Annotated in this window: 15 protein-coding genes; 3 read left to right on the top strand and 12 right to left on the bottom strand. The window is 49.8% G+C overall.

All coding sequences use genetic code 11. The features are described from left to right. Positions 1-514: 514 nt before the first annotated feature. The 3 genes from Mcas_RS10060 (at position 515) to Mcas_RS16750 (ending at position 3,278) form a co-directional block, all read left to right on the top strand. The gene (locus Mcas_RS10060) at positions 515-1,117 is read left to right on the top strand and encodes a hypothetical protein (RefSeq protein ID WP_040335403.1); all 603 of its coding nucleotides are present in this window, start codon (positions 515-517) and stop codon (positions 1,115-1,117) included. 159 nt (positions 1,118-1,276) lie between these two features. Next, positions 1,277-2,101, top strand: a complete 825-nt coding sequence (locus Mcas_RS16755) for a hypothetical protein (RefSeq protein WP_052567129.1) — start codon at positions 1,277-1,279, stop codon at positions 2,099-2,101. 94 nt (positions 2,102-2,195) lie between these two features. Further along, on the top strand, positions 2,196-3,278 hold the full coding sequence (locus Mcas_RS16750) for an ABC transporter ATP-binding protein (protein WP_052567127.1): 1,083 nt from the start codon (positions 2,196-2,198) through the stop codon (positions 3,276-3,278). A gap of 192 nt (positions 3,279-3,470) precedes the next feature. Here Mcas_RS16750 and Mcas_RS10045 read toward each other — a convergent pair whose 3' ends face one another. The 12 genes from Mcas_RS10045 to Mcas_RS09995 all read right to left on the bottom strand — a co-directional run bounded on the left by Mcas_RS10045 (position 3,471) and on the right by Mcas_RS09995 (position 21,605). Next, the gene (locus Mcas_RS10045; protein WP_162176303.1) at positions 3,471-5,225 is read right to left on the bottom strand and encodes a tetratricopeptide repeat protein; all 1,755 of its coding nucleotides are present in this window, start codon (positions 5,223-5,225) and stop codon (positions 3,471-3,473) included. A 506-nt stretch (positions 5,226-5,731) separates the two neighbouring features. Continuing rightward, the gene (locus tag Mcas_RS18195; protein ID WP_156033301.1) at positions 5,732-5,878 is read right to left on the bottom strand and encodes a hypothetical protein; all 147 of its coding nucleotides are present in this window, start codon (positions 5,876-5,878) and stop codon (positions 5,732-5,734) included. Positions 5,879-5,971: 93 nt separating this feature from the next. Then, positions 5,972-6,793, bottom strand: a complete 822-nt coding sequence (locus Mcas_RS18190; protein WP_040335401.1) for a hypothetical protein — start codon at positions 6,791-6,793, stop codon at positions 5,972-5,974. 129 nt (positions 6,794-6,922) lie between these two features. Further along, a complete protein-coding gene (gene rsmG, locus Mcas_RS16740) occupies positions 6,923-7,567 on the bottom strand; it encodes a 16S rRNA (guanine(527)-N(7))-methyltransferase RsmG (RefSeq protein WP_052567123.1) in 645 nt (214 codons plus the stop codon). A 185-nt stretch (positions 7,568-7,752) separates the two neighbouring features. Further along, positions 7,753-11,793 (bottom strand): translocation/assembly module TamB domain-containing protein, encoded by a 4,041-nt coding sequence (locus tag Mcas_RS10030; protein ID WP_040335400.1) that lies wholly within the window; start codon positions 11,791-11,793, stop codon positions 7,753-7,755. Next, positions 11,775-14,357, bottom strand: coding sequence for a [protein-PII] uridylyltransferase family protein (locus tag Mcas_RS10025; RefSeq protein WP_081853767.1), 2,583 nt, complete (start codon positions 14,355-14,357; stop codon positions 11,775-11,777). Before Mcas_RS10025 ends, Mcas_RS10030 begins: the two co-directional genes overlap by 19 nt. A gap of 214 nt (positions 14,358-14,571) precedes the next feature. Next, positions 14,572-14,784: a hypothetical protein gene (locus Mcas_RS10020; RefSeq protein ID WP_040335398.1), complete on the bottom strand. Its 213-nt coding sequence runs from the start codon at positions 14,782-14,784 to the stop codon at positions 14,572-14,574. A gap of 277 nt (positions 14,785-15,061) precedes the next feature. Further along, the gene (locus Mcas_RS10015; RefSeq protein WP_040335397.1) at positions 15,062-15,286 is read right to left on the bottom strand and encodes a hypothetical protein; all 225 of its coding nucleotides are present in this window, start codon (positions 15,284-15,286) and stop codon (positions 15,062-15,064) included. Between the two features lie 224 nt (positions 15,287-15,510). Further along, the gene (locus Mcas_RS10010; protein WP_040335396.1) at positions 15,511-17,529 is read right to left on the bottom strand and encodes an LPS-assembly protein LptD; all 2,019 of its coding nucleotides are present in this window, start codon (positions 17,527-17,529) and stop codon (positions 15,511-15,513) included. A gap of 290 nt (positions 17,530-17,819) precedes the next feature. Then, complete coding sequence (locus Mcas_RS10005) at positions 17,820-19,259, bottom strand: NAD(P)-binding protein (RefSeq protein ID WP_040335395.1); 1,440 nt, start codon at positions 19,257-19,259, stop codon at positions 17,820-17,822. Between the two features lie 256 nt (positions 19,260-19,515). Continuing rightward, positions 19,516-20,490: a GTP 3',8-cyclase MoaA gene (moaA, locus tag Mcas_RS10000; RefSeq protein ID WP_200873682.1), complete on the bottom strand. Its 975-nt coding sequence runs from the start codon at positions 20,488-20,490 to the stop codon at positions 19,516-19,518. 5 nt (positions 20,491-20,495) lie between these two features. Further along, positions 20,496-21,605 (bottom strand): molybdopterin-binding protein, encoded by a 1,110-nt coding sequence (locus Mcas_RS09995; protein ID WP_200873681.1) that lies wholly within the window; start codon positions 21,603-21,605, stop codon positions 20,496-20,498. Positions 21,606-21,679 lie beyond the last annotated feature (74 nt).

Here is a 21,679-nt window from a genome sequence, read left to right as displayed (position 1 = left end):
TCCGATAAATGATATCAAGATATGGTAAGGGCAATGGGTCAGAAAGGAGGTGGGCTTAGAAAATTGGCTCCAAGCCTAAACGCAGGATGCTAAACAAGCATATGCAGGATGTATCAAAGATTGACTGAGGTTTGTCGTTTAGGGCGCAAGAAACAAACAGGAGATAGCGTATGATGGTTGGTAGTTGTTGTGGCAATGTAGCAATATTATGAGGTTGTTTTTTGGTCTGTTTGTTGCGCAGAAGGTGGGCTTCGGTTTAGAGAAGGTGGTAGCTGTGTGTAGTGTAACTGTGCATAGCAGTAATTGTACATCAGGGGTAGCGAAGCATGGTGTTGACAAATAGGAATCAGTTGGGTTACAATAGTCTATAGAATGTGAGCTAAGATAGATATGTGTACGATTAAGAAAAAGGAAAGGAGGTGTTTTCTGTTACAGAGAGTTAATAGTACCTGCTTGGCAGGTATAGTAGTTACATGTTAGGGAAATATTTAAGGAGAACTTTAGGAGGATTATAATGAAGAGAAGTATAGTGTATTTGATGCTGCTATTAGTAGCGTTGTTTGGTGTTTCAATGTGGAGTGGTAATGTGTCAACGGTAACAGCGGCTGATACGGTAACATATACATTGCCGTACCTGCATACCGCTGCAGCTAACGTGGTTTATTGCGTTGTATCGAACAATACCTCTGATAATGCAACAGTTGGCGTTTACCTTACAGCATATGCCAACAAGCTGACGGCAATATCCGGAGACAAGATCAATACATCCACCACTGCTAACAAAACAATCCAAGCCTTCCAGACAAGCATGCTGACCTTTGGTGGCAGCACCAATAGCGGTACTGATATTTACCTTACCATATCTGATGGTACAAACTCATCAAACAACGTTATCGGTAGTATCAGCGGTGTATCTGGTAGCTACGGTGCTTACCTTGTCATCACAAAAGCTACTGCAAACACCACCGATGGCGCCTCTGGCAGCCTAAACTGTGAAAACACTCCGATGGCTTGCTTCCAGGGAACATCAACCCCAAAACGTAACTTGGTCGGTTATAGCTGTCAACAGTCCAATACCGGAGCAAAGGGCGGAACTACAGCAATATATACGTACTAAACAGTTTTAGATACACTGTTTGGTCTTAAATGGAGGAGGAGGCTCAATGCTTCCCCTCCATTTTTTTTTCATCCTGACGTCACAATCTACCATTGAAAGATATCCGTGTATAATGGTAAGATAAAGATATACAGAGATTAAATCAGGAGGTAGCAAGATATGCCTGAAGTGATAGAGCGTATAGACAGACTTGAAGAAGCCTTGGTGCAGTATATGAGGGTTGTAGGGGAGGCTCAGGCGCAGACAGAGGCAGAACTGCGAGAGTTTAAGGAAGAGATGAGGCAGTTTAGGGAGGAAACCCGCAACGATACAATAAACTTAAATATGAAGCTGGAGCGTACTGACGAGCAGCTCAAGCGTACTGATGCACAACTTTTGCTTACTGCCGAGCAACTCAAGCGTACTGACGAGCAACTCAAGCGTACTGACGAGCAACTCAAGCGTACTGATGCGCAACTTTTGCTTACTGCCGAGCAAGTCGCGCTTACTAACAAGGAAGTTGATCGCCTTAGCAAAAATATTGATGCGTTTAGAAATGACTGTAATGTTCAATGGGGTAAGCTGTCCGCAAAACAAGGAACTATGGTAGAAGACTTGATTCATCCAAGCCTGCCACGAATAATACAAGAGTATTTTGGTTTTAAGGTAATAGATATGATGATTAGGAGAAAGAAGGAATGTCCGGATGGTAATATAAAGGAATTTGATGCTATTGCCGTAACCAAAGATTATGTGTTTCTCAACAGCACAAAGAGCTCCTTAAGCAGTGGGACTGTGAAGACGTTTATAAAAAAAGACCTGAGAGGATTTAAAGATATATTCCCCGAGTATGCCGCACTGAAACTCGTAGGTATTTTAGCAAGTCTGTTCGTGGAAAAAAGTGTGCTTATACACGCACAAAATAACGGTCTGATGGTACTTGGCGTGGGTGGTTGGCTCATGGAAGTAAAAAACATACCAGGGTTTATACCTAAACAATGGTAGAATACTTGCCCTTTAATAAGTGAAAGCCCTTAGCGTATGCGAACTAACCAAGACCTACAAGATATATAACAAGCCAATACATCGTCTGAAGGAGATGGTATTTCGGAGGGTCTGTCACCAAGACTTTATTGCCCTTGACAGAGTTACCTTCGACGTTGAACAGGGACAGACAGTCGGCATCATAGGCGAAAACGGTTCAGGCAAGAGTACACTGCTAAAAATCCTGGCACGCACCCTGACACCAACATCCGGCACGGTTGACGTCAAGGGAATGGTCTCTGCGCTGCTTGAACTGGGCTCAGGATTTCATCCGGAACTCACCGGACTTGAAAACATATATTTTTACGCCTCCCTGCTTGGAGTTGCCAGAGCAATGATAAAAAAGAAGGTTGACGATATCATAGCCTTCTCCGAGATCGGTGACTTCATCAACTATCCACTGAAAACGTACTCCACGGGTATGTTTGTGAGATTGGCCTTCTCCGTGGCAACCCTCATAGACCCGGATATTCTGATCATTGACGAGGCCCTGTCGGTTGGCGATCAGTACTTTCAAAAAAAATGCCTCGATAAAATGATCGACTTCAAGGACAGAGGAAAGACTATCCTGTTCTGTTCGCACGACATGTACCAGATCAAGATATTTTGCGCCAAGACCATATGGCTGCACCACGGTAAGATGATGATGTTCGGGCAAACCCAGGACGTGGTAAACGCATACGTGGACTTTGAGATGACACGGATCGGTTCCACCAAACCGGATACCCCGGACTCTATATATACCAAAAAAGAAAGCAGTTTCCTCTTTATCCGTGACCTACACTTTAATCAGCCAAATGAGCGTGAGTTGCATATAGAGTTTGCCGTGGAGTCAAAGCTCCCATATCATGGACACGTTGGCTGGGCAATCCTCAGAAAAGACCGCCTGCAAATATCCTTCTCCTTGTCCTCACAGCACAATCAGGGACCCTTCTTGTTTGACGAACACAAACGCCACATCAAGATTACAGTCAGGGACCTCAACCTCGTAGAAGCCGGCTATATATTCTGCGTTGGTATCCTCGACAGAGAGGCTTACATCCCGCTGATCATAGAAACCCACGAGGTCTACCTCAAGACAAACATCCACGTAGTCAACTCCCTCTGCCACATAGACAGCTCCTTCGATGTTGCATGAAAGACAACGCCGAAATAACAGTGCATACTGAAATGACACAGTTTTTTTCAGGCATGATAATTGAGCGTGAAATAATGGGGTCAAGGGGACTGGTCCCCTTGCAGGGGGTTCTGAAGGGGGGCGGAGCCGCCCCTTTCTTTTCTTATAGCGCACGCAATCGAAACGCGTTATATGGCAGTACCCGGAGTGGGACTAGGGCTGTAGTGAGCGTAGATTCTCCATAGCCTCAGGATAATCAGGCTGAATTTGTAATGCCTTTTTATACTCCTTAATTGCCTCATACTTATCACCGATACTTTGGTATAATGCACCCAGGTTGTTGTGTGCCTCAGCAAAGTCGGGGCTGTGTTCAATAGCCATCTCATAGTGCCATTTTGCTGCGGTCAGATTTCCAAGTTGTTCGTAGCAAAAGCCCATGTTATTGTAGATACCGGCTGAAGGGGATATCTTTAATTCAGCTCTGTACTCTTTCAAGGCAAGGGCAAAATTGCCTTGTCCGGCATATATATTGCCCATATTTAGGTGTACCCCTGTACAAAGTGGATTTATTTTCTGCGCAGATTGAAAAACCTTCATTGCCTCAACAACGTTACCCCTACGTGCGTGAAGTTCGCCTATTATTACAAGTATGTCCGTATTATGGGGAAGTCTATTCAGCAGTAATTGGTATTGTTCCATTGCATTGTCATACTGACCGGCATCCATGTATGCAACTGCAAGATTAGTGTGTGCAGGGATGCTTTCAGGATATTTTTTAACGTTATCTTCAAACAATGTCACTGCAGAATGCCACAAAGTGTTTCTCTTATATGTAATAACACCATGCAACATGGATATTGTAACAATAAGTACCGTCAATATTATAGATGCTCTCTTTGAATCTATGACATTAATAAGTTTAAGCAATGCTGAAATTATAACAATAAAAAATCCCACCGTTGCCATATAGACCCTGTATTCGAGAATTACCCAGTTACTTAGTGGTATTATACTTGACTGAGGCGCTATAGTAACAAAAAACCACAGTATTCCAAACGATATAAAATGTATCTCCCTGCGTCTGATATCGCGATTTTTCAATGCACGATAACAGAGGTAAAGACCAAAGGCAAAGATTGAACACAGTACCATAAAATATATGTACGAACCATGTTCCCAAAGAGACAGAGAGGGAGGGTAATGATAGATTAGCGTCAGATTAACCGGCAGGAAAAACATTCTGATGTAAGTTATTATTACTCTGAATTCTGTAAAAAGATATTGCCATCGGTCCAGGATTAGGGTATGTTGCCCCTGAATAACACCAACTCCTGGAGTATCATCCAAATATGCAATTGAAGAGGCAGTGACAAGAGGTATGATTAGATAGAAAGGGATACAGGGCAAGAGACGTTTTAAACGAGGTCCGGTAAAAAACATAAACTCGATGATAGTGATAATGATAGGTAAGGTGACGGATGTCTGTTTTGTAAGTGCTGCAAGAACTGCAAATATAAATGAAAGCAAATACAAGGAGATAGCTTTGACGTTTATCCGGCGGATATTAGTGTTTGAATTCTCTTCAGGAGAGGAATTGTTCTCTGCTGCTGCAATTGAGAAACGCCATTTCAGATATACAATGATTGCAAGCAAACAAAACATCGTCACAAGGGATGTGTATCTTTGAATTGTCATTGTCACGGCCTGCATTTGTAGTGGATGATTCACAAAAAGAAGGGCTATTAAAAACGCAAGTTTGTTTTTCACTTCTGTATCTGCATTATCAGGTGTTTGAAACAACTGATTTTGTGCCTTGAAGAGACCCGTAACCATCAAATATATCAAAACGGCATTGAGCAAATGAATTATGAGATTAAATATATGATATCCAGCAACATTAAAAGCGTGTAGTTTATAGTTTAAAAAAAATGTCAGGTTGGCTATGCCTCTTGGTTTAAATACATACATGGGAGTAAAGTCCAGTACAATTGTACGTATCTGATGGTCATCAAAGAGAAAAGGAACATTAAAACTGTTCGAATATGACAAAAAACCGGTGAGCAATATCAGCATCCAATAAATGACCGATATATTCTTTGGCATATACATGTCTAAAATGGTACCATCATATCAATTATATTGTCAATAATTATTATGGCTATTTCTTTAAAGTGAATGGCTAAATACAGAATATAGCTTGACAACGGGGACTTATTATGTTAGATTGTAAGTATAAGCACCTCGTTCCTCCCCTAAACTGCTGCTCATTACCCCAGTGGGCAGCAGTTACTTATTGCAGGTGAATTACAGGCGGCACAACAAAAGGCGTGCATAAAAAAAAGGCGCACATATAAACTTCTTATCAGGAGGTAAGATGAAACGATTCATCGTGGCATTGATGTTGATTCTGGGTCTGGTTGGGTGTACTGCCCATGTAGGTCCCGATGGTACGACACACGTAACGACTGACGGTATTATCGTGGTGCCAGGGCCACCAGGGCATCCGATTCCACCAGGGCAACAAGTACCACCAGGGCATCCGATTCCACCAGGGCAACAAGTACCGCCAGGACATCCGCTTCCACCAGGGCATCCGGTTCCGCCACCTTTGTAACCAGCACATGGTGGCATCTGCAGATAAAGCACTGGCCAGATAACTTTGAGGCAAACTGAAGAGGGCAGTTTAGAGAACAACTGCCCTTTTTAGTCAACGGTCAATGCCCCTGAGGTAGTGTCAGCGGGGGCGGCGTAAACCTTGGAACCGGAGGTGTCGGCTTTGATGACTGCGGAGGCGGAGTTGGTATGTTTACCGTTGGAGGTGGAGTTGCCGGGGGCAGAGTTGGTCTTGCCGGTGGCGGAGTTTGTACCACGGGTGGCGGAGTTGGCCTTGCCGGGGGCGGAGTTGGAGCTACATGCACCGGAGGCGGAGTTGGCGTCGTATACACTGGTGGTGGTACCACTACAGTCGGTGGGGGTGGAGTTACCGTTCTTCCTGGTGGTGGTTGCGGTAGTTCGCGCCCTGGGGGTGGTGGTAATATGTCACGCCCTGGTGGTGGTGGCTCATGTGGTTGTGGTGGGACAGGCAGACGTGGTCGTTCTCCTCTGGGTAGTGGTGCAGGGTCAGGGTCAAACACTGGTGGAAGCGGTGGCACCTTAACGGGTGGTGGTGGCGGTGGTAGCGGTACTTTCACAGGCGGCAGCCCTGGAGGTATAACAGGGGGTAGCGGTCTGTCTGTCTGTGCCTCGATGTCGCGCACTATGTTATCGAGCTTTGAGGACAGATGCTCTCGTTCTTCGTATCTGAGAAACCTCTTTGAGCGTTCCTTTCTTTCAGCTTCAGCCCTGACGTTGTCAATCCGGCGCTGGAAGTTGCTGACCTGCTTGTGTGAAAGCCATCCACCCTCGGCAGCCTCATCGAGCACCCGCTGGGCATGCAGCAGCTTCTCCTCTATGACCGAATCTCTCAACTCATAGGCCAACACACCATCAACCGGTAATAACATCAACACAAGTGTCACCATCAGCGATACAACCAAAATAGAATATCCTTTGTTTAAAATCTGAATCACCTCCTTTTTATCTTGGGGTAGCAGTTCTTATGACGTACCGTCATAAGTTAGATGCTATATGGTACAACTGTCACCGTATGCTTGTCAACAAGTCAATCAGGCAGGCATTGTTGCCGTGATTATAAACCTCTGTATATCGGTGGTGGGTATGGTGAGTTGCTCAATGTGCAGGGCATCTGTGTTGAGGCCGATGAGTTCCTTTTCGTAGCCTTTGCCCTTGCTGAGGATCATGACGCCACGTGGTTTTACCAGGGCGGCGGTCTTTGTCAGGAAGGCGTCAACAGAAAAGAGCGACCTCACTACCGCAGCGTCGTATGTACCCCCCGGGATGACAGGGATGTCTTCGACCCTGCCCTGAAGCACGGTGACGTCAGGCAGGGACAGCGTGGCAACCATGTGCCTGAGAAATGCGACCTTTTTACCCGTTGGTTCCAGCAGGCACAGCAACAACTCCGGTCTGACCAACTTCATGGGGATACCCGGAAAACCCGCACCGCTACCTACGTCGATTACGCTGCGTGCATCGGGTGGAAGGCATCTCAGGTACAGGAGTGAATCAAGAAAATGTCGTCGGACAATATCGACGTCCTCGGTAATAGCGGTTAGGTTATGTATGCGACTCCACCTCTTAAGCTCCCTGAGATAGACACCAAAGGCCTCCAGCAGCCACTCCGCAGCAGGAATCGCCAGGGCTGTCAACCCCTCTCTGAGGATCGGTATCGGTAACAGGTCGGTTGGCATTACGACAAGCGTAGCATGTACCCGAGGAAATAGTCAATACAATGGCACTGTACGACAGGGCAATCGCATTTGACCGGAAGATAAAGAAAGGGCCCCCTCAAACCTAATGCTGTTGACTTAAGCATTCTGAAGAGGGGGCGGAGCCGACCCCTTCTTTCTTTCTTTTCTTGGAGTTGTATTCTCTGCTACTTGAATTCGTACCTGAAGTTTACGTCAGCGCCTAGGCGGCCTAGCTCGTTTCTTTCGCCTACGAGGGAGATGTTCTTCCTTAGCATGTACTGGGCCTTGATCTTGTCGCCCTTGGTGGAGGTGGTTATGAACGACAGGTTTAGTTTACCGTTGAGAAACTTCTTGGAGATTATCATCTGCGGCGTGATCGTAGACTTGTCCTCGTCATAGGAGGGGGCCAACTGTATCCTGCTAAGGCCGCCGATCTTCTTCAGCCGCTCCTCGACGAGACTCTGATACCTGGTCGTCAACAGCGTGGACGTTCCGGCCTCGGAGAGGAGATTGACGATGGCCTTCTCCGTCAACGGCGGAAAAGACGACAACGCTACGTTGGCCTTTGTCAGTTGACCATCCATCACCAGGCGGATGCTGTAGCCGCTGATCGTGGTTTCGGCCAGGACGTTGACAAAGGGATTGAACCCCTCCTCTCCCGTGAAATCAACGCTGGCGTTGATGAGGTCGAACTCGCTCTTTTGCAGGAGCACCTTTCCGCGGTCTGTCTGTATGCGGCCATATAGTACGGGGGTTGAGGCCGTGCCACGCACCAGGAGGTCTACCTTTAGCATCGACTCTATGACGTTGTTCTCTATGGCTATGTTGTCATCCCCGGTGAGATTGACGTTCAACTCCAGTGCCTTAAGCGTGGTCAACCGTGACAACTGCGGCGTGGTGTTGGCAAGGATCATCTCCTGGAGGTAGAGATTCCTGGTGTAGCGGGCCTTGGCTATCTTGATGCTGCCTGAAAGGGTCTGCTTTGCCAGGTCTCCGCTGTAGTACAGGTTGCCATCGAGGTACGCCTTAAAGCCATCGCTGATGTATACCGGCATGTTCTTGAGATTGCCCTCCAGGTAGAACTTCTTGATGCTGAGACCGTCAATGTAGGCCACTCCGCTGCCCGATAAGAGGCTGCCTCCAAAGTTTGTATTCAGAGATTGAACGACACACCTCCTGACGTCACAGTACATGTAGGCGTTGATGTCATTAAAGTAGTGTCGGATGTTTGTGATCCCAAGCGTTGCGCCCTTAATGTCTATACCGCCAGTCAGTTGAGGACTCTGCCAGTTGCCAACAACGGAAATAGCCACATCGGCATCCCCGTTTAGCCAACTTATCTTGTCCGATACACCCCTGAACAGATTCAGCCTGGGCTTGCCGGTGATGTTGAGGTTGTACGACTTCCCCGCCACCAGCGAACCGGTGAGATATATAGCGGTCTGCCCCGTTGTCAGCACAAAGGAGTTTACATGTACCCCTCTGCCATCCAGGGAGATATCAATCGGGGCGGTGTTGGAAAATGCCTGCTCATAGGCAGACCCCTCAAGCGTTGGCACCAGGAGCCTGCCTTTAAGTGTCTGTGCGTTGCCATAGAGAGAGAAACTGCCCAGGGTAGTGAGTCGTAAGTCCTGCGGCAGACGAGGGTCAAACTTCCTGGCCAACGGTGCGTAGTCGTTGCGTTTTATAGTGCCGTCAAGCAACCACGGTGTGTCCTTGGCAAATATGCCCGCCTTGCCCTTGACACCTATGTTGCCATCGAGCAGTCCGGCCTTGAAGTTTACGCCATCGCCGGTGAGCCTTGCCTCGGCCACGTTTGGCGACTTTGCCTCCTTGCCCCAGGCATTCATCACAAGGGCCGGCTGCCCCAGGGTGCCCTCACCGGAGAACCGGCAATGCAGCACGGGGTCCCCCCAGAGCGTGGATATAACACCCCTCTGCACGCCACCCTTTTGTGTACGCGGCAACTTCGCATAGGGGATATCTTTTTCGTTTATAATACAGCTATCGGAGTTGATCTTGTAGCGCAACGGTTGCCAATCGTCGCCAGTGACGCCCTTGAGTGAGACCCCAATAGCGGCGCTTACCTCCGAGACATCCGTCTTAAGGGTCAACCGCTGTATGGTAAACGCCTCATCGTGGTACACAAACTGGCCGCGTGCAAGACCCACGGGATGATTGGCAACCTCGAACTTGCCTACGTCAAAGTCTCCGGCGTACTTTAAACTCTCCAGCGGCCCCGATACACTGAATGTCGTACTGAGTTTACCCGACATCTTTTGGCTGGACATACTGAAGCCACTGCCCCCGGAGAACCTCTTTGACACCCCCCCGACATCGGCCCCCCTTACGGCAACGTCAAAGGCCATCACCGGCTGATTGAAGTCGAAGATATACTTGGTATCGCTGAAATGTACTGCCCCGGCAAAAGAGGTGTTGCCCGTATACGTCAGGGCGGTGCCGTCCTTCAGCTCCAGCAGTTGACGACTGTAGCGCAGTTGACCCTGTAGTGCGGTAAAGTCAAAGCCCCAGAAATTGCCCTTATCCAGGCTGACGGTGCCGCTGATGAGTGGGAACTGCCCCGTGCCCGTTATTTCACCGGTAAAGGTACCGCTGCCAGTTAGCCTGTTAGTAGAGGGGCTGGTCAGCTCGACGATATCACCGGTGTTGACGTCCACCTTCAAGCGCAGTTTGTCAGAGTTGAGGTCTAATATGCCATTGCCCCTGCCCTGGGAGTGCTCCGTCTTTGCTACAATGTCCTTGAGGGTTACGACGTCGCCAAAAATGTCCACACTGCCTGAGACCTCGCTTACGCGCTTGAGGATGTTTTCGTTGTTGACCCTCGCGGCCTTTTCAGCAGCCGGAGTGGTCTTGTAGACAAACGTGGAACTGGGATTAAAGTCGGCCCCGCTTGAGTAGACGTTGCCACGCACCTTGCCCGGGGAAAGGCCGGGGTCCCAGTTGATCAGCTTAAAGACCGGCTTACTGTCAATGTTATCGGCCTTGATATCCACGGTGAATTTATCGACAACGGGCATTGCCAGCGTGACCTCGCCCCGGGCATTGCCGTTGTAGACCCTGGCATCCTTTGTGATAAATTTCAAGCTGGGGCCGTCGTATATGACCTTGCAGGAGAGGGCGTCAACGTCTATGCCGTAGAAGCTGCCCGTTTTGAGGGCGGCGTTTGCCTCGCCCCTGAGCTTTTTGGTTGGGCCGTTTATGGCAGCATTGAAGGTGCCCTTAAAGCTGACGTCGCCTCTTATCGGTTCCTTTTCGCCGATCAGCTCCAACAGCGTTTCGATATGGAGCCTGCCGCCGGCGGAGAGCGCCAGTTGCAGTCCGTTTGTCGCATCGTAGTTAATCGGCCCTTCGATTGAGACATTGCCTGCCCCGGGATTCTTGAGACCCAGGAGGCGCTTGAGATACGCCATCTCCACGGATACCTTGCTTCTTAGTGCAACGCTGTCTGCTTCTTTTATGCGGCGGGACACTCCCGCTTTGGACTTGCCACCGAGCTTGCCAATGATTCGGAGGTTCAGCCCCTCAGAGGCCAACGACGCCTCCTCGACGTTGTAGGCGATCCCATTGGCAGAGGTGGACTTGAGTTTGAGGACGACGGTACTGAAGTTGATTTTTTCGTGGAGCTTGGGCTTCAGGGTGGCTGAGTAAAACGCCAGGTCTGTCATTTTTAGCCTAAGCCCTGTCATATTGGGCAGCACCTGTCCCTTGAGTTCCCCCAGGGACAGATCGGCATCCTTGGTGCCGTCGTAGAACTTTACCGACATCCCCTTGAGATTGAAGGCGCTCAGTTCAACGGAAAGCCCCTTCTTTTGCGAGGGCTTTTTCTTTTGTTTTGCGATGACTTCTTCTACGTATGCCCGTGAGGTATCCACGGCGAGCTTGCCGACAAAGACCTTTTGCAGCACAAGCTTGTTATACAGCAGCGGCAGGATGCTTACATATACATCGGCAGAACCAAGGTGGAGTATTGGTTTTCCCTTCTTGTCGGAGGCCACGTTCAGTCCCCTGATATGCACGGATGGCGGAAGGAGGACAATGTACGCATCATCAATTGTCACATCCCTGCCCAGGAATTTTTCTAACTGCGAGGTAAGCTCATCTTTAAACAACCCGTTGGCATAACGATAGGCTGCCGTGCTCAAGTATGCCAGCAGCACCACTGCCGTCAGGGCAGTTAAGATACGTCTTAGTTTAACACGTTCCATAGTTGCCCCATCAAGACCATGAGCGTCTCTGTCTCAACAGGCTCCTTTATCATTTTGGCACCTGTGACAAAGAAAACATCATGTGCTATATCCATCTCCGTATTGACGCGTGCCATCATGATATCGAGGGCATTGTTGGAAAACACACTTACGATGTCGTGTAACAGTCCTATCCTGTCGGTCGCTATGGTTTCAAAGACCGTATAGTGTCGTGCGGGGTCGTTGTCCACCTCCAGAAATGGTGCGATTCTGGTATCTCTGCGTGGATATTTCCTTACGATCAGGGGGGGTATCGTGTCGGGGTTTTTTGGCACACACACCTGTCTCAGTTCTGCCTCGATGAGTTCATCCATGCCCTCCCACCAGATTTCCTTATAGTTTGAGACCTGGAGCCTGTCTATGACATATCCGTTGGTGCTTGCAAACGTGCGCAGTGAAAGGATATTGAGCGCCCGCAGCGACAACACGCCAACGATGTCACTGAGCAGTCCGGCCCTGTCCCTAGCCAGCACGGTAAGTTCCGTTGTGTTTCCGTGCCGATGTTCGACGCTCAGGGCAAACCCGCACGTGTTAACCCCCCGGAGGAGTTCAACCTCCCGGCGCATCTTTTGTGGGGCAGTGGTTTGGAGATAGCGCCTGGGCATTGTAGCGACAAATGCCCTGATTTCGTCATCGTTACCGATGTATGTTTCGATGGATTGTTGCTCGATGCCCCTGATGTGCTTCATTAGCCTGTTGTACAGGGCGATGACGAGTGATTTCCGCCATCCTGTGAAGAAGTCGGGGTTTACTGCGGACATGTCGGCGTAGGTGACAAGCAGGAGGGCGTTTAATGTACGTTCATCTCTGATGCCTTCCGCCAGGTCTGCGATAGTGTCATGGTCGTCAATGTCCTTTGTAAAGGCACTGCGTGACAGGAGCAGGTGGTTTTTGACGAGGAACTCAATTTCTTTACCGCTCCAGGACGCTCCTGGCCTCTGTGACTTACCCAGTTGCAGGCGGTCCAGCACGGGTTTGACCTGCATGTAGCCTCGGGTGCTGTGCCACCGGCCCATTGTCTTTCCTATGTCGTGGAACAAAACCGCCATGTACAGTATCTCCTTGTCCTTAAAGTTATTATATATCAACGACACAAATTTATCATAGCCCCCAGTGGGGGAGCCCAGTTGCTGTAGGGTCTTGATGGCGAGCATGGTATGTGCATCGACGGTGTATATGTGATAAGGCTCTGAGACGACAAGCAACCTAAGCGGTGCCAGCTCCGGGATAAGCCTGCCCAGAACGCCGTCGTTGAACATCATCTGCAGTGAGGCGTAGGGGGTCGGACTCCTGAATATCTCCATTAACCCGCTGATGGCAGCCCGTGAGGTCCTGACCTCCTTGTTGATCAGGTGGGTGTGTTTTCTTATCAGCGAGGTCAGATATTTGGTGAACCCCTTGCCTGTCCTTGCACTTATTATGTAGGCATCGATTATCTTGTGCGGGGATGTTTTTAATACCTGTTCATCGTTTATCATTATCTTGTTTTGTGACAGTGAAAAGAGGTTGTCTATGCGGTAGGTCTTTGCCCTACGCGGCAGACGCACAAACATTGAGCCTGCGATGTTTCGTATTTTTTCGGTTATAGTTTTAATAGTGGAGGCCCTGATGTAGTATAGGCGCAGGAGGCGCTCTGAGGCGCTAAAGTATTGTGTATCGTTAATACCAAGGAGGGTTGCGACGGATTGTTGATCGTTAAAAGACAGCGTGTCGCCACCGCGGGCCGGGGTGAGGTGTCCATTGGATAGGGTTGACAGGTGCAGGGCAACCCGAACCTTGAGCAGAAAATCCCATGCAGCCAGTAGTCTTCTGTAGTCGCTTCGTGAGAGAATCTGTGCAAAATCGGCCATCGACTTAAAGTTCAGTGCAATCTTTGACAGCCAGAGGGCCTCGTGTACGTCCCTGAGTCCGCCGGCGGAGTCCTTTACGTTGGGCTGGAGCAGGTAGACCGATGCGCCGAACTTTTTGTGTCTGTCGCTCATCTCCTGTAATCGCAGGGCAAAGAATTCCCGCTGATTTTTCAGCCAGGTACCACCCGGTGGAGCATCAAACCAGGTGCGACCTGGAGCGTCAAAGAAGAGCAGTCCGGTTAGTACGCTGTCTCTAAAGACCTGCTGCATCTGCGGATTACCGGCAATGAAGCGCGTATCCAAAAGCGACGTCCGGGTGCGCACGTCCTTCAAACCCTCCTCGATGCACTCCCGTGGTGTCCTGACGCAGTGACTGATGTGGATGCCGCTATCCAGCAGCCGATAATAGATAGCCTCGATCTGTGCAGTATCGTCCCTGTCTCTGAGCAGGAACATGAGGTCGATGTCTGAATGTGGGGCCAGTTCACTTCTGCCATAGCCCCCTGTTGCAAAGACTCCAAAGCAGGGGGTTGACTGAGTGTCGCCGGCATTACCGTTAGTGTCTGCTACGGTACGGCAGACAAACTCATCCATCCTGCGGCTGTGATACCTGACTATGTCACAGCCCCGATGACCGGTTAAAAGCAAATGTTTAAGTTCTTCGTTAAAATTCATACAAATTGGCACAGAGGGAAAGGCATTGCGTCAGGGATTTCTCTCCCTTGCATTGCCCTTCCCCCTGTGGAAAATTGACCCCCTCTCTCCTTCAAGGTTGCCTGGCTCCCTTGACCCCTATCCGTTAAGGGGTGGAGTATGAGTCCTTTATGTCCGTATTATACTACATTGTCGTTACGTACAGTATATTGGTCGCACTTGAAGAGGAAACAGGTTATTTCTTCTCTTCTTTCTTCTCTTCTTTCTTCTCTTCTTTCTTCTCGCCGTGCTTTGCGTCTTTCTTTGCGTCTTTCTTCTCTTCTTTCTTAGCCGGCTCTGCTGCAGGTGCTGCAGGTGCTGCTGCGTCTTTCTTCTCCTCGGCAAATACTGCCGTGTTAAGTGCTAGGGCAAATACTACTGCTAACAGTGTTGCAAATATTCTCTTCATGTTCACTCCTTTTTTTGTTCCAAAGGTTAGTTTACTATAGAGATAAAATCTCTAGTTATCCGTTTTCTTCCACGCTGGTTACTGTGGAAGCTGTTTTCTTGTGCTTCTTCTTCGCCATATCTCTGTTGCATGTACCGGCTTAACCTTATACTATCACTTCTGTGTTGCGGGCACGGATGCAAACCCCATCACCGTCAAGGTCAGAGTAAAAGCCACCGCTGCAACTAACGCTAAAAACTGACTCATGAGTTATATTCTCCGCACATGCTCGGGCAATTTATTTAGGTGCATCTGCTGGTGCTGCTGGTGCATCTGCCGCTGGTGCATCTGCCGCTGCTTTCTTTGCCTTTTTTACCTTGTGTTTCTTTGCAGGCTTCTTTGCAGGCTTCTCCATTGCTGGTGCGTCCGGAGCTGCCGGGGCTGGCGCCTCCTCTGCAAAGCCAACCAAGCTCAGAGAAAGACTAAGTGCTACTGCTGCCATTAACGCTAAAAACTTCTTCATTCGTTGTCACCTCCTTTGTTAGGTTTCTTATATTCGTTAGAGTTTTCTGCTTTTGTCTCTTGCAGTGTTGCTGCAATTGATATACAGGCTATTGCAACTTTCTTGCCAGGGTAGAACTGCTCAATGTAAAAGGGATGTGTACAACCTCGGAGAGTTACGCTCTCCCCATTTGGGGAGAAATGTACTCAAAAGGGGAACGGACTGGAGTACTACCCAAAAACCGCTTACACTCCAAAGAACTTGTATTTTCCAAGCCCCTTCAGTTCGATAAAGAAGTACACGGTGTATCGGTCGTGTGTCTTGCTGTAGAGGACGTCAATCCCCCAGCACTGCTTTGAGTACAGGAGGTCGAGCGTCAGGTTTCTCAGGCCATCGCCCTTGGTATCGTACCAGGTTCTGGTGCTTATTCTGAGACTATCCGTGATGTTGTAGCCGACACCGCCGGTGAGAAAGAGTGTGGATTTGTCCTTGTTATACCGTTCGCCGACAAAGAGGGCTGTCTTGGCTATGTTGACTCCGACCTCCGAGTTAGCCGTCTTTATGGTGTCCTTGTAGAAGTCGTAGGTGGTGTCTGCCTTTAGAGTTACGGCGGATTCAAGGCGTGCCTGCAGCTTCAACGGACCAAACTGTTCGGTGGACTTTGCCGTGTAGTACGGCTCTGACACCTTGAGGTAGAGCGACGTGCCGTTGTCAACCCTGAAGTAGTTCATGAGGGATATGCCCAGTTCCGATGTCTTGTTGAAGTCCTCAAAGGCATCCAGTTCTGCCATGCGCGGGCCGTCGGAGACGTATAGATACCCGATGGCGGGTTCAAGGACGTGCGTAAAGGACGGGTAGTGCCTTATGAGTGAGGTGTTGACCTCGGCGTTGTAGATCAGAGCAGCACCCTGGACGTGTCTGTCTGACAGAGCGGTCACAGAGAGGTTGTCTGGTGTCGGCAACGCCCCCGATAGTGAATACACGTCGGCCCTCATGGCACCGTTCTGCACAAATCTGACCGTATCACCCGTGGAGCTGTAGAGCCGGGGGGAGACATAGAGGCGTTGTCCCTTGATTCCGTCATCCGACGTGAAGTTCGCCACAGACGACGTCACGGAAAACCTGCCGGGAATCACATCCGACTGCCACAGGTCTGTGGGGTGCAGGGATAATCCCAACTCCGGCAGCTTTTGTGATGTCAGGCCGGTCTTGTATTGCAAATCCGTAAAGTACTGACTGAGGACGTAGGCACGGTATTTGTCGGTGGAGTAGGACGCCTCGGCCGTTGACTCCAGAAATCGCTGGATACTCAACTGGAAGTGTGGGCTGTACTGTTTGTAATAGTCGCTTTCGTTGAGGTAGTTTACGTTGAAAAATGCGGACATGCCGTTGTTTGTCTCCTGCGTGTGTGTACCCTTGACCATGACATAGTCCTTACCTACGACCTTGTCGTGCTGGTGATACACCCACCAGGTGCCTTGTATCCCGCCGGGTTCCACGTAGCGGTATTCAACGCCCTCTGCCAGGCCCCTGCGGGTGAGATTTTCGGCCACTATCGTCATGTCCCGGTTTTCTGAGAGTACCCAGTAAAATGGGATGCTCACATAGGTCCCCTTGTCGCTGTGGAATCCCAGGCCGGGGATCAGAAACCCCGTCTTGCGTCTTAATGCAGCAGAAAACACCGGCGTATATAAGACCGACCGGTCGGCGATCTTGCCGATCACCCCGGTTGCCCTGATCTGTTCATCGACTTCGATTTCGGCCTCCTGTGCGTATATGCACCAGTCCCAGGGGATCGAGTCGCAGGTGGTGATGTTTGCGTTTTGTATCCTGTATTCCATGTCGCTCAACTTTATGAGATACTCCCCCGTGACGTGGTAGTTGCCATTTTTTACGAACACCGACGCCTGTATAAGCGAACCGGTCTTCTTTACGGTATTGAGCACCGCCGAACGAGCACGGATGGTTATTTCGTTATCGTCGTAGTAGACGCTGCCCTTTGCCACGGCGATGGATTGCTCCTCGTGGAACTCTATATAGTCGGCAGAGACAAAGGATGCCCCCTTGAGCAGCGATGCGTTGCCCTTGAGGTAGTATATCTTTTCCTTGCTGTTGTACTCCAGCGAATCGGCCTTTATTGCCAGTGCGGAGCTGTCGTTGCCGGCGTGATTGCCACCGGCGACGTTATCGCTACCGACAGCTATTGCAGCAAATGCGAAAAAACACACCACCGTCAGTATTAAAGTGATTGTCTGTCTTAACATTACAGTGGTAATTGTAACATTTCTGTGCTCAAGAAAAGAAGGAGGGCAATTAAAAATCTGGTAGTCCTGAACAAGTAGTGATGCATGTAGACTAAACCCTCATTATTCAATAGTCCATGAAAATGAACATCACCTGCCCTTTGCACTTCTGGATTCCTGCTTACGCAGGAATGACATAGACGAGCTAAAAAAGCCATTCCCTGTCATTCCTACGAAAGTGGGAATCCATCTTTAAAAACAGCATTAAATGCCTGATTAGGAAAAACCATCAAAGGATAGTATCACTACCTCTACAGGACTACCCTTTTGCCGCCTTCATGGTACTGGGCATCTATGTTAATATCCCAGATGCGGTATGGCGTTCCGGGCAGTTTCAGGTAATTGCGGGCGGCCAGTATGCCGCTCAAGATCGAATGGTCTTGGTTGTTGTACTTGTACAGTCCGCCACGCCCAATCGGAGAGAAGTTGATGTATGTGTCCGTACGTGCCTTTACGGCATCGTAGGCCCCTTCAAAGTTGATATAATACGTCGGATAGGCCTCGGTCTCACGCACAACCCACGAGTTTACAACCCGCTCTTTCCTGATAAGCCCCAGGTGCTGCAACTCATCTGCGGCCATCTCTCTTATTTCGTCATCTGACAACCTCCATAGGGACTCGTGCTGAAACACGAAGTACTCCGCACTGAGGGCCGTCATGCCCTTGTCTCTGACCATCTCCGGTGAAAAGTTGTTGTAGTTGGCAATCCGCGCCACCTTCACATCAGGCGAGTGTATGTATACCCACTGGTCAGGAAAGACACCGGTCTCATCGAGCAGGATGTTGACGGTTATGTGGTCACGATAATACAGGGCATCCACCGTTGCATAGTCCAGGTGTTCATCCTTGGGGTCAAGGAGGCGGAAGAAATGCGTCAGGGCGGCAGAGCTGAAAAAATGTCTGGCCGAAATCCGCTGCCTCTGCCCCTCTGCCGTGATAATGTCTATCGAGTCTACCACGTCCTGCCGACGATTAAACGACACAACCCCGGTTGACAACAAGACATCCACGCCACGGGCAACAACGCCCTCACACATGGCCTCATACATCTGACCGGCACCAAGAATAGGATAGTCAAACCGCTCCACAAGTGTCTTGGGCGACGTCCGGGAACCCCAAGACAATGCCCTCTTGATAATCTCAAACACGTCTAGCCCCTTTATCCGTTGTGCCGCCCACTGCGCACTTATCTGATCACACGGGATACCCCAGACCTTCTCCGTATAGGTTTTAAAGAAGGTTTCATACAACTTTCGCCCAAACTTCTGTGTTATCCAGTCCTCGAAGGATTCCAGGCGTTCATTGCCATTGAACCTTGAAGCGGCAAACGACCCCAGTGCCATTGCCGACTCCACGACCCCAAGTTTTGTCAGTACGTCGAGGGCCTTTATGGGATAGTTGAAGAACTTGTCCTTGTAGTGTATGCGGGTTATCCTGTCTACTGCCCTGAAGTCAGCCCCAAGGGTGTTGTGCCAGAGGGCGTTGATCTCCTGGTTTCTTGTAAAAAACCTGTGAGGACCTATATCAAACCTCGCTCCACCATAGATATCCGTCCTGGAGAGTCCACCCACTTTGTGGCCCTTATCTACAATGAGTATGTCCTTTACACCGCCCCTGGTCAGTTCAATCGCCGTCCCTAGCCCCGCCGGCCCTGCTCCTATGATGCAACACTCGTAGTTTATGGAGTTCATTCAGCAAGTATTATAGACCAGAATAAACAAAATATGCAACAGTTTATTTGTTACTGTAAATATTTCTGTGATGATAGAAGGTTAAGATTTATGGGGTCAAGGGGACTTCTTTCTGGCCGGGGCGGGTGCGACCTGGAGCGCCAAGAAGCGGAGCCGCCCCTTTCTTTTTTTTTGAACCGTGCTATACATAATCATCACAGGATTTTTTAAAGCAAGATGTTTTTTAAAGAGGATACCTTGCAACTTTATTTCTCCCCTATCCGCCGATCTGAGACATGGCCAGGGTGGATTCTGTGGCAGTGATATTGTGGCCACGGGGTTTTAGTTCGGTTGCGGTGCGGATCAGTTCCTTGAGTTGTTCAAGGGATGAGTCCTCTGTAAGATATGGCTTGAGGTCGATGAGTTTACTTGAGAACAGACACGGTTTTAGTTTACCGATGGCTGTCAGTCTCATTCTGTTGCAGTCCTGGCAGAAGTGGCACGTGATGGCGCTGATGATGCCAATGACACCGGCGGCAGATTCAAATCTGTAGTAGCGTGCCGGACCATTGAGGCGTATTTTGACCGGATACAGGGGGGAGATTTGTTGCAGACGCTGGTGAATTTCACTGCTGCTGATCAGCATCTCCTTGTACTGCCGACCGATTACCACCGTTGGCATGAGTTCTATAAAACGCACGTGGATATCCTGCGTGAGAGTCATGCGGGCAAACGATTCGATTTCGTCGTCGTTTATGCCTTTCATTGGCACCATGTTCAGTTTAATGGGCGTCAGGTTGGCATTTTTTGCTGCCTGTATGCCATCCAGCACCTTTTTGAGGTTGCCCCCTCCGGTTATATGCGCATAGCGTTGGGGGAGCAGGGAGTCGAGGCTGATGTTTACCCTGTTCAGGCCGGCAGATGCCAGTTTTTGGGCGTATTCCGGCAACATTAGTCCGTTGGTGGTGAGGCTGAGGTCAACGATCCCCCCGATGGCCTTGATCTCCGTAATCAGCTCCGGCAGGCCACGACGCATTAGTGGTTCTCCGCCGGTGATGCGAATCTTTTTGACCCCCAGCTCCGAGGCCGCCCGGACAAACCGCAATATCTCCTCAAACGTCAACACCTCTGCCCTGTCGTAGGGTGAGGCGGAGTTCGTTGGGGTGCAGTACATGCACCTCAGACTGCATCTGTCGGTTATGGATATGCGTATATAGTCAATGACCCTGCCATATGTGTCGCACAACTGCACGGGCGTCACTTTCCAAAGGGACAGATGGGATAGTGACATTCCTTACACTGCATGCACAGTCCCCCGTGTCCCATCTCCGCCAGTTCCTCTCTACCGATGTGGTCTCCGGCCAGAACACGTGGAAGCACCAGGTCAAAGATAGTTATCCCGTGATACATTCCGCAGGCCGGTATACAGAGGATGGGGATGGTTGCCCCCGCTGCACCCTCCATGTAGGCAACCAGAAACATCGACCCGGGAAGCACCGCTGCCCCGTAGTGCATCTCCGTAACGCCAAGCATATTGACGGCAAGGCGCGTAACGTCATCGGGGTCTACCGACAACCCCCCGGTGATTATCAGTAGGTCTGCCCCTGCTTCGATGAGTCCCCTGAGCCTCTGTACAATGAATGCTGCATCATCGGGAGCCAAATGGGAGCCTATGATCTCGCCCTCAAAGCGTGCTATCTTGGTCTGCACCACTGGCAGGAACTTGTCCTCTATCTTGCCGGTATAGACCTCGCTGCCGGTGATGACCACGCCGGCTCTGGCCTTGCGAATCTCCCTGACCTGCAGACAACCGTTTGCGTCCTTGGCGGCAGAGACTGCCCGCTGGACAACCTCCTTTTTGACCACCAGCGGAATGGCCCTGACACCGCCAACGATCTGTCCCTTTGTGACGACCGTGTTTGTATGCAGCGTGGCGCACATCACCTCGCCCACGAGGTTAAACTTATACAGGGCATCTTTATCTACTTTGAGCAGACCATTGTGTGCTGCCAGGAGGTTTAGTTTGCCCTCCGAAGGTTGCCCCTCGATCTCTACACCACTGCCGACCAGCGAACGAGCCAACGCAAAGGCCGCATCGTTTTCGTGCATGGAATCATCGTCTATTTCCAGCAGGTATATGTTGTTTTTGCCGAGTCTCTTGAGGTGTTCAATGTCATCAGCCGTGATGATGTGTCCCTTCTTAAACGCCCTGCCCTTAAACTCCCCCTGTCTTATCTCCGTGATATCGTGTGCCAGCATCATGCCCACGGCATCTTCCACCGGTAAGGTCTTAAAACCTTTACGGGGGTGAGGGGTTGGCAACCCCCCGCTCAGTGCCAGCCCAAGCATATTATCGTTTTCACACATGTAAGCTCCTTGCTGTCATAAGTTTCATTACAGTTATTTTATGACAGATTACACCAACTTTTGTCAAGGGATGA

The organism is Candidatus Magnetobacterium casense (assembly GCF_000714715.1).
Taxonomy (GTDB): domain Bacteria; phylum Nitrospirota; class Thermodesulfovibrionia; order Thermodesulfovibrionales; family Magnetobacteriaceae; genus Magnetobacterium; species Magnetobacterium casense.
Note: the sequence above shows the minus strand (reverse complement) of the source record. Positions and strands in the feature narration are given on the sequence as shown.

Bases quoted from the DNA above. Each gene is read 5' to 3' on its own strand.
- Mcas_RS10060 (WP_040335403.1), top strand. From the start codon at position 515: ATGAAGAGAAGTATAGTGTATTTGATGCTGCTATTAGTAGCGTTGTTT.
- Mcas_RS16755 (WP_052567129.1), top strand. From the start codon at position 1,277: ATGCCTGAAGTGATAGAGCGTATAGACAGACTTGAAGAAGCCTTGGTG.
- Mcas_RS16750 (WP_052567127.1), top strand. From the start codon at position 2,196: ATGGTATTTCGGAGGGTCTGTCACCAAGACTTTATTGCCCTTGACAGA.
- Mcas_RS10045 (WP_162176303.1), bottom strand. From the start codon at position 5,225: ATGTATGTATTTAAACCAAGAGGCATAGCCAACCTGACATTTTTTTTA.
- rsmG (WP_052567123.1), bottom strand. From the start codon at position 7,567: ATGCCAACCGACCTGTTACCGATACCGATCCTCAGAGAGGGGTTGACA.
- Mcas_RS10030 (WP_040335400.1), bottom strand. From the start codon at position 11,793: ATGGAACGTGTTAAACTAAGACGTATCTTAACTGCCCTGACGGCAGTG.
- Mcas_RS10025 (WP_081853767.1), bottom strand. From the start codon at position 14,357: ATGAATTTTAACGAAGAACTTAAACATTTGCTTTTAACCGGTCATCGG.
- Mcas_RS10020 (WP_040335398.1), bottom strand. From the start codon at position 14,784: ATGAAGAGAATATTTGCAACACTGTTAGCAGTAGTATTTGCCCTAGCA.
- Mcas_RS10015 (WP_040335397.1), bottom strand. From the start codon at position 15,286: ATGAAGAAGTTTTTAGCGTTAATGGCAGCAGTAGCACTTAGTCTTTCT.
- Mcas_RS10010 (WP_040335396.1), bottom strand. From the start codon at position 17,529: ATGTTAAGACAGACAATCACTTTAATACTGACGGTGGTGTGTTTTTTC.
- Mcas_RS10005 (WP_040335395.1), bottom strand. From the start codon at position 19,259: ATGAACTCCATAAACTACGAGTGTTGCATCATAGGAGCAGGGCCGGCG.
- Mcas_RS09995 (WP_200873681.1), bottom strand. From the start codon at position 21,605: ATGTGTGAAAACGATAATATGCTTGGGCTGGCACTGAGCGGGGGGTTG.